Source organism: Paenibacillus sp. ICGEB2008 (assembly GCF_000307675.1).
GTDB lineage: Bacteria > Bacillota > Bacilli > Paenibacillales > Paenibacillaceae > Paenibacillus > Paenibacillus polymyxa.
The window spans coordinates 114308-127045 of sequence record NZ_AMQU01000026.1 but is presented as its reverse complement, the minus strand read 5'-3'; the positions used below and the strand labels follow the sequence as shown (position 1 = coordinate 127045).

The following is a 12738-nucleotide window of genomic DNA, read 5'->3' as shown; positions in this document are numbered from 1 at the left end:
TTGGGGTCTGCCTTTTTATTTGGGTGGGGTCCTTTTGAAACCTCTTTTAGATGGCTTTTTCTCGACGGGATACTGCTCTGCGATTTTGAAGATACCCTGTGAGCAAAATGCCAGCCATAACGGTGGCAATAAACAAGATACGCAGCGCCGGATGCTCTGTAAAGTATGGTGCCAGCTTACGTTCTTCAGTGATCATATTAGAGGCCGTATAACCAAGCACAGCCGATCCTAAATAGATGATCCAGGGGAATTTGTTGATCAGCTTGATAAAAAGAGTGCTTCCCCATACAACGATCGGCACACTGATTAACAGGCCCAGCACTACAAGTATCAAATGTTGCTGGGCCGCGCCAGCAACAGCAATCACGTTGTCCAGACCCATTGCCGCATCGGCGACAATAATGGTGCGGATAGCACCCCATAGCGTTGTGCCTGCTTTAACTTCAGCATGATCCTCTTGGTCCACAAGCAACTTATACGCGATCCAGACTAGCATCATACCCCCAATGAGTAACAACCACGGTACTTGGAGCAACCAGAGTACCACAATAGTGGCTGCTATGCGGATGAGCAGGGCACCCCCGGTGCCGTATAGAATCGCTTTTTTTTGCATTGCAGGAGGCAGCTTTCTGGCGGCAAGCCCAATTACAATCGCGTTATCTCCTGCGAGTAGAAGGTCAATAAATATTACATTAAGCAATAGCCAAAAGAACTGAAGTACAGACATGTCAATCGTTCTCATCTCCCTGATTAAACATCATCAAAAACATTGCATGTTGTTTATGTTAATACCCGTTTTTCGGAAATACGATTCATTATATTGCTGTTTGTTATTGAATTCAAGGTATATAATCAACAAATTGGATATCAGTTATTAATAAATGATGACTTATTTGAAATGCCTGCAAGCATAGCCTCGTCCGATTTCGCATACATGTAGGATGGGGGTGTTTGTACATATGGAGCATATCATTTTGCTATTGAAAATATTAATGATTAATTTGGTGCTAAGCGGTGATAATGCAGTTGTTATAGCCATGGCGAGCAAAAACTTGCCTGCAAGGCAGCGAAGTCAAGCAATATGGTGGGGGGCAGTCGGTGCGGTCCTTCTGCGCTGTGTGTTGACTTTTGTAGCTGTTATTTTGCTGGGCATACCTTTTATTCAGGCGGCGGGCGGTTTACTTCTGTTATGGATTGCATTCAAGTTGCTGTATGAGAATGATGATCATGTAGGAGTAAGAGCGGAAACAACCATTTGGAAGGCAATACAAGTGATACTAGTAGCAGACTTTGTGATGAGTCTAGATAACGTGTTAGCTATTGCAGCTCTAGCCAATGGGGACATTGCTATTATAGTCATTGGTATTGCAATTAGTATTCCGATTGTCGTCTGGGGCAGCAATGTGATAGCAATCTGGCTTCATCGATTCCCGATCCTTGTTCTGCTGGGATCTGCCATTCTGGCCTTTACGGCAGGAGAAATGCTACTGCGTGATCCCAAATTGGCATATGGTTAGCAGACATGGGTGAGGTTATACATGCATGGTTACCGCTCTTGCTGGCCGTAGCAGTTGTCATTGCAGGAATATATCGACAGCTACGGACCCGTCATATTTGAACGTGGTTTTTTTGGAAAACATCGGCTAAACTAGACATAGGGTTTTGCAGATGCCGGGGAGTTTGCTCGGTTTTTGTAAAAACTCTATATTCATAAAAGTGTACTTAAAAATAACTACATTTAATGACTCAAAAACAAATCCAGCAAACAAAGGAGACCACGATGAATTCCGGAAAAGAGCGTATGATCGGAGTAGGCATTGTTGCCGTAGGACTGATTATTTTGTTGGGGAAATTGGGGACGTTCTCCTTCTTGGGACGCAACCTTTGGCCCTTGCTGATTTTAATACCTGGAATCGTGCTGCATGCAATGTATATGATGCGCAAGGTATCACCCTTTATGTTGCTGCCGGCAGGGATTTTGTCGGTATACGGCTTCCTCTTTTTTCTCTGCAATACTTGGGGATGGCATTTAATGGTCTACTTATGGCCTATGTTCCTTCTGGGTGTGGCGATTGGATTATGGGAGTATGCCATTAATGATATTTCGCTATCTCGCAATGTATACACAGGGAGCGTGCTATTAGGCTTGATATCGGTGCTATTATTAATTATTACCTTGCTAAGTACAGGCATCATGTATATTATTGCCGTTTTGCTGATTGGAGCTGGAATCTGGTTGGTCATAAACAACCGTAGCAAACGCAACTGGTAAACCGACAAGCTGTGCAGATTTCATGGCGGTAAATTACGGAACAGGCAATAATGTCTTGCTTTATGACATATTTCTACTATAATATAATGGATATGAAAAGAGCGTCGGAATGATTTCTGACGCTTATTTTAAGGTTTTCACGCGAATCGGAGAGAGAAGCTGTCTGTATAAAGCCTGAAACATATAGAAGGCTGGCAGGGAGTGGGCCTAAAGAACGATTGTTAGCCTTGAATGAGCATTGCTTCAGGATAGAGACACTATTTTGATATACGGAAAGGATATGGATACAAACCATGCATGCAAGAGAGAACATTCGCAATATTGCGATTATTGCCCACGTCGACCACGGAAAAACGACACTTGTCGATAAGTTGCTTCAACAGTCTGGAACATTTAGAGAACACGAGGCTGTTCAGGAGCGCGCCATGGACTCCAACGATCTGGAACGTGAACGCGGTATTACGATTTTGGCTAAAAATACAGCTATCACTTACAAAGATTACCTGATTAACATTGTAGATACACCGGGACACGCCGACTTTGGTGGTGAAGTGGAACGGATCATGAAAATGGTTGACGGCGTTTTGCTCGTCGTTGATGCTTACGAAGGCTGCATGCCGCAAACGAAATTCGTACTGCGTAAAGCGCTGGAACAAAATCTGACGCCTATCGTTGTAGTCAATAAAATTGACCGTCCGGCAGCTCGTCCAGCAGAAGTCATTGACGAAGTACTGGATCTGTTCATCGAGCTGGGTGCAAATGATGATCAATTAGAATTCCCTGTTGTGTACGCTTCGGCACTGAACGGAACCTCCAGCTTGGATGCTGAAAAGCAAGATGACAACATGCAAGCATTGTACGAAACAGTGGTAGAGCATATTCCATCTCCAACTGAGAAAGTAGATGAGCCTCTTCAATTCCTCGTAACACTGATGGACTATAACGAATACCTGGGCCGAATTGCAGTAGGTCGGGTGAACCGCGGTATTATCAAGCAGGGACAAGCGGTCACAGTTATCCAACGTGATGGCAGCAGTAAATCAGCGCGTATTGAGAAGTTGTTCGGCTTCCAAGGACTGAAACGGATTGAAACCGATCAAGCAGGCGCTGGTGACATTGTGGCGATCGCGGGGATTAAGGACATCAACATTGGTGAAACCATTGCCGATCCAAATCATCCTGAAGCGTTGCCTGTACTGAAAATTGATGAACCTACACTGCAAATGACCTTCTTGGTTAACAACAGTCCATTCGCAGGTCGCGATGGTAAGTGGGTAACATCTCGTAAATTGCGTGAGCGTCTTCTGAAAGAACTCGAAACAGATGTCAGCTTGCGTGTTGATGAAACCGATAGCCCGGATGCCTTTATTGTATCTGGACGTGGTGAATTGCATTTGGGAATCCTGATTGAAAACATGCGTCGTGAAGGTTACGAACTGCAAGTGTCCAAACCGGAAGTTATCGTTAAGGAAATTGACGGTAAAAAAATGGAGCCAATCGAACGTCTCCTCATTGATATTCCGGAAGAAAGCATGGGTGCAGTTATGGAAAGCCTGGGCTCCCGTAAAGCCGAAATGGTCAACATGATTAATAACGGTACTGGACAGGTTCGCTTGGAATTCCTGATCCCTGCACGTGGTTTGATCGGTTACACTACAAACTTCCTTACTTTGACTCGTGGCTACGGTGTAATGAACCATGCATTTGACAGCTATGGACCATTTGTTGGCGGTCAAGTAGGTGGACGTCATCAAGGTGTACTCGTATCCACGGAAAACGGCACCTCTACATTTTATGGTATGCTGGGCGTAGAAGATCGTGGTATTTTGTTCTTGGAGCCAGGGACTGAAATTTATGAAGGTATGATCGTTGGTGAGCACACCCGTGATAACGACATTGTCGTTAACATCTGTAAGGAAAAACAATTGACAAACGTTCGCTCCGCAACAAAAGATGATACAGTTAAATTGAAAACACCTGTTATCTTCTCTCTGGAGCAGGCGCTTGAATACCTGAATGATGATGAGTATTGTGAAATCACTCCTAAATCCATTCGTTTGCGTAAAAAGATCTTGAACAAAGGTGAGCGCGAGCGTGCGGAGAAACAACGTAAAACAGCACAAGCAAATAGTTAATTCATAGGATTGGTCTTTGGCCACAGCGGCGACGCCCGGAAATGGGATGCGCCGCTGTATGTGTTTTAGGATTGTAAACTTGGAGAAAGCTATATTTCTCAAAACGCAGGAAAAGGTGTTGAAGCATGAGTAATCTTTCGAATGGATTGCCTCCCCGGACACAAAGCGGGAAAAAATCCGCCAAACCGAAAAAAACGAAAAAGAAAAAAAAGCTTTTTCAGATCGTTTATGAAGTTTGTCTTATTTCTACTCATTATAGGTATCTTGGCAGCAGGTGGTTATACCTACTATATTTACAATCAGGTAGAGGAAGTTTTGGATACTGGAATCAACAAGGAAGTGCCCAAAACGCAACTGGCTGAGGCTAAGCCTTTGACTATTTTATTGCTTGGAACCGACTATCGCCCTGACCATCCGACGTATTTGTCAGATGTTATTATGGTAGCTACATTGAACCCTAGTACAAAATCGTCTACCATTGTGTCCTTGCCTCGTGATACGCGTCTAGAAATGGATGGGTATAAACCACGCAAGCTGAATGAGTATTATCCGGTGTTTAAGGCTAGAGAGAAAGACTCTGGTGAAGTTGCTGAAGAGCAAATGAAGAAGATGATCGGCAAATATTTAAACATTAATATTGATTATGTAACGGTTATTAACTTCCAGGGCTTTAGAGATGTTGTAGATAATCTAGGTGGCGTAGATGTAACGGTTGACAAAAATATGTGTTATCGAGACCGTGCTGATGGCACCGATATTAACTTGACAGCTGGGGCCAAGCATTTGAACGGTGACCAAGCTCTTGATTTTGTTCGCTACCGCAAGTCGAATTGTCGTCCGAGAACGGCTGAATCTGACGACTTTGATCGCAATCGTCGACAAAATCAGGTGCTTCATTCCCTAATTGACCAAATGCAATCCTTTAATGCTTTGACCAAGTTTAGTGCAATTATTAAATCGGTTGATAAGAATATGATGACTGATATCGAGTCACAGCAAATGAAAAATATCGTACAAACCTATTGGAATATTTCCAAGCAAAATGTAAAATACAATCCTGTATCAGGAACGTGGCGTAGCCCTTATGTGTACATTGATGAGCAACAGCTCGATTTGGCCAAACAAGCGCTACAAGAGGAATTAGCCAAAAAAGCAAGCGACAGCACTGAAGCTTCTTCCAATTCCTGAGTATGTATCTTTTTCCCCGCTTATGTTATACTCGCAGCGAGTAAAGCTCTTATATAGCATAAGGGGGTTGAGGTATGACTAAATTTAAAGTGAACCCAGTCTAGGTCCAGTGAGCAATCACTGGGCCTTTTGTGTCTAATTTTAAAAATGTACAGGCTCTGAGGCTATCTTCAGCTACACTTTTCGTTGCATTATGCTGTTTTGGGGTTCTTTTTTCAGGGAATCAGCAAGTATTGGGTAGCCAGTGAATAGGTATAGGTATGAAACATGAGATTGTCCACGCCGCTTTGGAGGGGATTTAATGAAGAAAATTTTTGTGCTGGATACGAATGTGCTACTGCATGATCCGAAAGCCATTTTTACCTTCAAAGAACATGAAGTTGTTATTCCAGCTGTTGTTCTGGAAGAAATCGACTCCAAAAAACGCAACGCGGATGAGATTGGACGGAATGCCCGTAATGTATCGCGATTGTTGGACGGGTTGAGAGAAGTGGGGCATCTTCACAGTGGCGTTCCACTTCCCCAAGGGGGAAGGCTTAAGGTTGAGTTAAACCACCGGAGTTTTTTGAAAGTTCAGGAGATGTTCGGGGAGGTTTCGAACGATAACCGGATTTTGGCAGTTGCCTTAAATTATCATTTGGAAGAACAGGAGCGATCTGATCCGCGTTCGGTGGTGTTGGTTAGTAAAGACGTATTAGTCAGAATCAAGGCAGATGTATTGGGGCTGCTGACTGAAGACTACCTATCCGATAGAACGGGCGATCCAAGTGAGTTGTACCCCGGATACTCAGCGATACAGGTGCATCCGTCCATCATAGATGAATTTTACTCTAACCGTTTCTTACCAATCAAACCACTGAAACTACCTTATACACTGTATCCACATGAATTTGTTATTTTGAAAGATGAAATGGGCACTGGAAAATCAGCATTGCTGAAAGTAAACCAGGAGGCAGAGCGATTAGAACCTTTGTACTTAAGTAACGAATCGGTGTGGGGAATCAGCGCGCGTAATGCTCAACAACGGATGGCATTGGAGCTTTTGCTTAATGATGATATCCCTCTTGTGACGATTACTGGAAAAGCAGGTACAGGCAAAACGCTACTGGCACTGGCGGCGGGGCTGCTTAAAGTAGAGGATGAGCATCGCTTCAAGAAACTGTTAATTGCTCGGCCTGTTGTTCCTATGGGCAAGGATATCGGTTATTTACCGGGAGAAAAGGAAGAAAAGCTTCGCCCCTGGATGCAGCCAATCTACGACAATCTGGAGTATCTGTTTGATGCCAAAAAATCTGGGGATATCGACAAAATTTTGATGGGCTTGGGCAGTATTCAGGTTGAGGCGCTCACTTATATTCGCGGACGTTCGATACCTGGGCAATTTATTATTATCGATGAGGCGCAAAATTTATCCCGACATGAGATCAAAACGATTGTGTCTCGGGTAGGTGAGGGAAGTAAAATCATTCTGATGGGAGATCCGGAGCAAATTGATCATCCTTACCTAGATGCAGCCAGTAATGGCTTGACCTATGTGGTGGAGCGGTTTAAGCAAGAAGGGATTAGCGGACATATTATGTTGGAAAAAGGAGAACGCTCCAAGCTCGCGCAGTTGGCAGCTGATCTGTTATAACCCCTGATCGTTATTACAAATAATGAAGACCTCGGGAACATCCCGAGGTCTTTTGTTTTGTTCATATCAAAAATCAGAACAATGTAGGTGAGCAAAAACTTACTTAAAACTTAATTCGAGCTTAACTTCAAGAATACCTTTTAAAGCATGTACTTCTGTAGCTTTGACGTATGATATAAGCTGCTGTGGATAGAAGCCGAGATCAAAATCTTCTTCCAGTTTGTTGCGAGTCGTGTCCGGCAATTCCAGTCCGTTAAATACCAGTCGATCTACATGAAATAGAATGGCATTTTTGGGTTCATTCTCTACTGTATAGTGACCTTCTACCCTCAATCTCATCGTTCCTTGCTGACCTTCTACCACAATCTGATTCTGCACGAAGGAAAAGTTGAAGTGATTAAACAATTCATTCTCTGACTTTAAAAAACGGTTAAATTCTTCTTCACGAATGCTTATAGTAATGATTTTTCCATTTGTAATCATAGCACCTTGCTGTTGTTGAATGAATTGGGGTAAATCCTGCATTGCTTGAGCTAATGCTTTAAAGTGTTTATTTACCTCGTATACCCCTACATTCTCCCAATAAGCTGTCATTTCGCCAATTAACTTGCGTAGAGTATCAGGGTTATCGCTGGCGTTAACGCCGTTATCTACACGCGACTGGAGTTGGAGAATCCGTTTACGTTGTGCCAGTAGGTTTGTTTTAACCGTCCCCAATTCCGTCGTGGCTTGGGCGACTTGCTGCTCTGTTTTTCGCATAAATTGATAATTGGATTCGTATTCCTGAAGCACATCCTGATCGTGACTAATCAATAATAAGTAATAATCGTACAAAGAGAGAAGTTGCTTTATACTTTTAGCCCCTAGCACTACACTCAGCAGCTTGTCCCTTTCTCCCATATAGTAAGATCGCAGCACAGAACCTGCACGCTTACGTTGTAGATTTATTTGCTCCTGTTGATCAGCTAGACTACTACGCAGTTCCTGCTGACGCTGTAAAAGAGCCTGCTGCTCCTGACTAATCCGCTCGATTTCATGGTCGATCTCCACGATAGACAGGCTATCTTGTAAAATCTGTTTTTCTTCAGGAGAGGGAGCGGCCAAAGTAGGACGTACATATATGGAAGTCAGCATCATCATGAGGACCAGCAGGGTGCAGATCGCGATTTTTATTCGTTTATTCATTTAGTTTCCCCTTTTATGTATTCCAGAAAAAGACTATTGGTAATGTATATGATCCTTTTTTATTCTTTAACCATTCATTTTATTGTACAGCAGTCAGAGCATGCGTGAAACCCGAAACTGTTTACTTCACGTATGAGTTCTGGCAGAAATGGAAATACAATTTAGTATCAAATAGATTCTATGAACTCTACGAGAGGCATAGGAATGAATAAACAGCTTTTATACCCTATTCAAATACCGGCAAGATCGGTTCATGAAGACGGTTATTTCAGGATGTTGTTAGGAGGGCTAGAGGCATGACTGCAATAAGACAAGATGCATGGAGTGCGGAAGATGACTTGATATTGGCGGAGGTGACATTGCGGCATATCCGGGAAGGTGGAACACAGCTCGCTGCGTTTGAGGAGGTTGGACAAAAAATAGGTAGAACCTCTGCGGCATGCGGCTTTCGTTGGAATAGCTGCGTGCGCAAACGTTACGATGAAGCGATTAGCATTGCCAAAGCGCAGCGCCAGAAGCGCAGTTATATTCGCAAGCAGAGCCCAGTAGGTGTATCGCAGGTAGCGGCCTTTGCCACGCTCGATACAGTCGAAGGGGGATACAGAACCGATGGCACGAGTGAAGATACGTTATCTATTGATGCTGTAATTCGCTTCTTGCGTCAATGGAAGGGATCTGTGCAGGAGACTAATCGGCAGATTAAGATGCTGGAGAAAGATTTGCGGGAAAAGGAAGAAGAATTAAATCAGCTTCGCTCCATTAATGACCGGCTGTCCAAAGAAGTGAATGATGTGCAGACCGACTATCGTGTTGTAAATGATGATTATAAAGCTCTGATTCAGATTATGGACCGTGCCCGGCGTTTGGCTTTAATCACTGAAGATGAGGAAGAGCTTAAATCCAGGTTCAAAATGGACGCTAATGGGAATCTGGAGCGCATTGAGTAGCAAGATTACAATAGCTATCTAAATAAAACGTCAACTATCGCTTGGCCGTAGTTGGCGTTTTTTTTGTTATTACATTGGAGTGCATATGATATAGTAGAAAAAAAGATGGAAGCGAGACGATACAAAGTGATTGATATTATTGGAGCGGGTTCGCTGGGATTGCTGTTTGCCGGGAGATTATCGGCCTCGGGTGCTACAGTAAGGCTGTGGACACGAACACTTGAGCAGGCACACATCATTGCTCGTGAAGGGATTACTGTGCTTGATAAGGAGGGACAGGTGGCTGTTCATGTATCGGGGGACCAATTAAAGGTAGCGCCATTGGCAGATTGGCAACGGTTAAATTCACAGACTTCGGCACGGTGGATCATGTTTTTGACCAAACAGGGGGCGATAGAAGAAGTATTGGAGCAGATCCAGCCTGTAGCTCAAACGGAAACAGGTACAGGGATTATTTGTTTGCAGAATGGAATCGGTCATATAGAACGCATCAGGCAGGCGTGGCCTAAAGCTGTAGTATATCCTGCTGTGACAACCGAAGGAGCCAAGAAACAAGGCGCAGCATCCATTGTGCATGCAGGATCGGGCGTGACTGAAATTGGATATTCGGAGGAAGTAGAGGGAGAGCACAACACTGATTTCAAACAATATGTGTTAAATCGGCTGCTTGCAGCAGGATTTGACGTTTGCTTGTCGAAAGAAATCGAGAAAGGGATTTATCGCAAGTTGTTGATTAACGCTGTGATCAATCCACTGACAGCCGTATGGCGAGTTCGGAATGGCGAGCTGCTATCGGAGCCTGTTCGAATACATATGATGCGTAAGCTGTATGATGAAGGCATTCAAGTATATGAAGCTCATGGTATCCGCTGGGAAAGCGCATGGTGGGATCAAATTATGGATGTTTGCCGGGCAACGGCAGAGAATCACTCGTCTATGCTAGCTGATGTACTTGCACATTCCATGACCGAAGTTGCTTCCATTAACGGGCAACTGGTGCAGATGGCAAAGCGAGCTGGGATTAGTGCGCCAACTCATGAGGTATTGTGGCAATTAATTGAAGGAATGCGGCTAAAAGAGGGGTGATCAGTTGAGTCTTATACAAGGTACTATTATCACTTTCAGTATTCTTCCCTTTTTTCCGTTTTTGATCGTGTTTGCGGTTTGTCGCTACATTCTTAAAATGGAAAAGAAGAAATCATTGCTTACTTCTATGGATATTACCACTTTTTTTTCTGATATTTTCCGTCGCAGCACTCTTTAATGTCCTATTTACATCCCGATTCGGTTTTTATTTGATTCTACTGCTCTTGTTACTGGCAATGGGTTTAATTGGAGGAGCTCAAAACCGAATAAAAGGAAAGGTTGATGGCAAAAGATTATGTAGAGCGGTCTGGAGATTAACTTTTATGGCGATGACATTAGCGTATACTTTGTTGACTGTTGTTGGTATATTTAAAAATATATTCAACTCTATGTGATGAAATATGACATGAAATGATGAAAAAATATGAATTAATCATGTTTTTTTTGAAAAAAAAGCTCAATTTGAAGAAATGTAATGTAGATTTTTTTGACCGCTGGTTGTATAATCTATAAACATATACCACTTTAGAACTAGGGGGAAAACGCTAGATGAAAAGGAAAAGCTTTTTAGTCCTTTTGACACTCGTTCTTGCAGTTGGCGCACTGCTCGCAGGTTGCGGCGGCAAGAATGATACCAATGGTAAGGGCGCACAAGAAAACACCTCGACTACGCCGGCCCCGGCCGACAAGCAAATTTTGCGCGTTAACCTTTCTTCCGAGCCGCCAACCTTCGATCCGGCACAAGCTCAGGATAGTCAAACCAACGCGGTTCTGAAAACTTTGTATGAAGGTCTCGTACGTATGGGTCCTGACGGCAAAGAAATCCCTGGCGTTGCTGAATCTTGGAAAATCTCCGATGACGGCAAAACCTACACGTTCAAGCTTCGTGATACTGCAAAATGGAGTAATGGCGACCCAGTCAAAGCAAGTGACTTCGTATTCGCTTGGCAACGGGTATTGGACCCTTCGACGGCTCCTGCACCTCCATATGCTTACCAATTGTACTATATCAAGAATGCTGAGGGCTACAACCTGAGCACTTCGAAATCTTATAAAGGAACAAAAATTACAGACTTTAAAGATGTAGGTGTCAAAGCTGTTGATGACCATACATTGCAAGTAGAGCTGGAACACCCAACTCCTTACTTCTTGGGATTGACTTCTTTCTACACTTTCTATCCTGTAAACCCTTCTATTAAAGGTAATGACAAGTGGGCAGTTCAGAAAGATAGCATGATTACTAACGGACCTTTCACATTAACGGCTTGGGATAGCGGTCAAAAGATCGAAGTTTCCAAGAACGAAAACTACTGGGGTAAAGACGAGATCAAGTTGAGCAAAATCACAATGTCCCTTGTAAACAGTGGTGCAACTGAACTGGCTTCTTACAGAAGTGGACAACTTGATTATTCAGGTATGCCAACAGGTGAAATTCCTACTGACCAAATTACGGCTGTGAAAAACGAATTGCCTAATGAATTTAAGGCTAAAGGAATTGCAAGTACGTACTACTATCTGTTTAATGTAACAGAAAAACCATTTAACAATGCTAAAATCCGTAAAGCGTTTGCGATGGCTATTCAACGCCAACCGATCGTTGAACGTGTAACAATGGGCGGTCAAATTCCTGCTTACGGCTTTGTACCTCCAGGTATCAAAGGAGTTTCTCAAGAATTCCGTAGTGAGCATAAAGATGATTTCTTCAAAGAAGATTTCACTGAAGCGAAAAAATTGCTTCAAGAAGGTATGAAAGAAGAAGGCATGACTACGCTTCCTACAATAACTATGCTGTACAACTCCAGTGAAAGTCACCAAAAGATTGCTTTGGCAGTAGCTGATATGTGGAAGAAAAATCTTGGTGTAGATGTTAAAACTCAAAACCAAGAGTGGGGCGTATTTATCCAAACACGTAACAAGCTGAATTTCCAAATCGCTCGTGGTGGTTGGTCTGCTGACTATAATGATCCAATGACATTCCTGGATATGTGGACAACAGGCAATGGTAACAACAACTCAGGTTATGCTAACCCTGCGTATGATGAATTGATTAAAGCTGCTAAAACAGAAACTGATCCAGCTAAACGCATGGAAGATTTTGCGAAAGCAGAGAAAATTTTGGTTCAAGATGATATGGTAATGCTTCCGATCTATTACTATTCAAATGTTTCTTTAACGAAACCGAATGTTAAAGACATTGGACTTGACTTTAGTGGAGCAATTGATTTCACAAGAGCGTATATTACACAGTAACTGAAGCTTAATTCTGAAGTTTGATAGTTACTTCGGGATATA

At 43.1% G+C, this 12738-nt stretch carries 8 protein-coding genes and 3 pseudogenes; 9 read left to right on the top strand and 2 right to left on the bottom strand.

The features are described 5' to 3' along the window. Nucleotides 1-46: 46 nt before the first annotated feature. The gene (locus C400_RS0121385; protein WP_026065491.1) at nucleotides 47-742 is read right to left on the bottom strand and encodes a TerC family protein; all 696 of its coding nucleotides are present in this window, start codon (nucleotides 740-742) and stop codon (nucleotides 47-49) included. A gap of 217 nt (nucleotides 743-959) precedes the next feature. On the opposite strand from C400_RS0121385, the pseudogene C400_RS0121380 reads away from it, so the two are divergent. The 5 genes and pseudogenes from C400_RS0121380 to C400_RS0121360 all read left to right on the top strand — a co-directional run bounded on the left by C400_RS0121380 (nucleotide 960) and on the right by C400_RS0121360 (nucleotide 7228). After that, a pseudogene (locus C400_RS0121380) lies at nucleotides 960-1618 on the top strand (TerC family protein). 162 nt (nucleotides 1619-1780) lie between these two features. Further along, on the top strand, nucleotides 1781-2272 hold the full coding sequence (locus tag C400_RS0121375; RefSeq protein ID WP_016821563.1) for a hypothetical protein: 492 nt from the start codon (nucleotides 1781-1783) through the stop codon (nucleotides 2270-2272). A gap of 293 nt (nucleotides 2273-2565) precedes the next feature. After that, on the top strand, nucleotides 2566-4407 hold the full coding sequence (gene typA, locus C400_RS0121370; protein ID WP_016821562.1) for a translational GTPase TypA: 1842 nt from the start codon (nucleotides 2566-2568) through the stop codon (nucleotides 4405-4407). 125 nt (nucleotides 4408-4532) lie between these two features. Continuing rightward, nucleotides 4533-5595 (top strand): annotated as a pseudogene (locus tag C400_RS0121365) (LCP family protein). Nucleotides 5596-5896: 301 nt separating this feature from the next. Continuing rightward, complete coding sequence (locus C400_RS0121360) at nucleotides 5897-7228, top strand: PhoH family protein (protein ID WP_017428139.1); 1332 nt, start codon at nucleotides 5897-5899, stop codon at nucleotides 7226-7228. Nucleotides 7229-7327: 99 nt separating this feature from the next. Here the strand turns inward: C400_RS0121360 and C400_RS0121355 are convergent, their stop codons facing one another. Next, entirely contained in the window at nucleotides 7328-8413 is a 1086-nt protein-coding gene (locus tag C400_RS0121355; RefSeq protein WP_016821559.1) for a coiled-coil domain-containing protein, read from the bottom strand. Between the two features lie 296 nt (nucleotides 8414-8709). Between C400_RS0121355 and C400_RS0121345 the strand changes: the two genes are divergently transcribed. The 4 genes and pseudogenes from C400_RS0121345 (at nucleotide 8710) to C400_RS0121330 (ending at nucleotide 12696) form a co-directional block, all read left to right on the top strand. After that, nucleotides 8710-9360 carry an RsfA family transcriptional regulator gene (locus tag C400_RS0121345; protein WP_016821557.1) on the top strand — a complete coding sequence of 217 codons (651 nt, stop codon included), beginning with the start codon at nucleotides 8710-8712 and terminating at the stop codon, nucleotides 9358-9360. A 105-nt stretch (nucleotides 9361-9465) separates the two neighbouring features. Then, the gene (locus tag C400_RS0121340; RefSeq protein WP_016821556.1) at nucleotides 9466-10446 is read left to right on the top strand and encodes a ketopantoate reductase family protein; all 981 of its coding nucleotides are present in this window, start codon (nucleotides 9466-9468) and stop codon (nucleotides 10444-10446) included. Between the two features lie 4 nt (nucleotides 10447-10450). After that, nucleotides 10451-10841, top strand: a pseudogene (locus C400_RS0121335) (DUF3397 domain-containing protein). Between the two features lie 154 nt (nucleotides 10842-10995). Continuing rightward, the gene (locus C400_RS0121330; RefSeq protein ID WP_016821555.1) at nucleotides 10996-12696 is read left to right on the top strand and encodes a peptide ABC transporter substrate-binding protein; all 1701 of its coding nucleotides are present in this window, start codon (nucleotides 10996-10998) and stop codon (nucleotides 12694-12696) included. Nucleotides 12697-12738: the final 42 nt, after the last annotated feature.

What these genes read in the sequence shown, in the direction of transcription:
- C400_RS0121355 (WP_016821559.1), bottom strand. Translation starts at nt 8,413, where the DNA reads ATGAATAAACGAATAAAAATCGCGATCTGCACCCTGCTGGTCCTCATG.
- typA (WP_016821562.1), top strand. Translation starts at nt 2,566, where the DNA reads ATGCATGCAAGAGAGAACATTCGCAATATTGCGATTATTGCCCACGTC.
- C400_RS0121340 (WP_016821556.1), top strand. Translation starts at nt 9,466, where the DNA reads ATGGAAGCGAGACGATACAAAGTGATTGATATTATTGGAGCGGGTTCG.
- C400_RS0121345 (WP_016821557.1), top strand. Translation starts at nt 8,710, where the DNA reads ATGACTGCAATAAGACAAGATGCATGGAGTGCGGAAGATGACTTGATA.
- C400_RS0121375 (WP_016821563.1), top strand. Translation starts at nt 1,781, where the DNA reads ATGAATTCCGGAAAAGAGCGTATGATCGGAGTAGGCATTGTTGCCGTA.
- C400_RS0121360 (WP_017428139.1), top strand. Translation starts at nt 5,897, where the DNA reads ATGAAGAAAATTTTTGTGCTGGATACGAATGTGCTACTGCATGATCCG.
- C400_RS0121330 (WP_016821555.1), top strand. Translation starts at nt 10,996, where the DNA reads ATGAAAAGGAAAAGCTTTTTAGTCCTTTTGACACTCGTTCTTGCAGTT.
- C400_RS0121385 (WP_026065491.1), bottom strand. Translation starts at nt 742, where the DNA reads ATGAGAACGATTGACATGTCTGTACTTCAGTTCTTTTGGCTATTGCTT.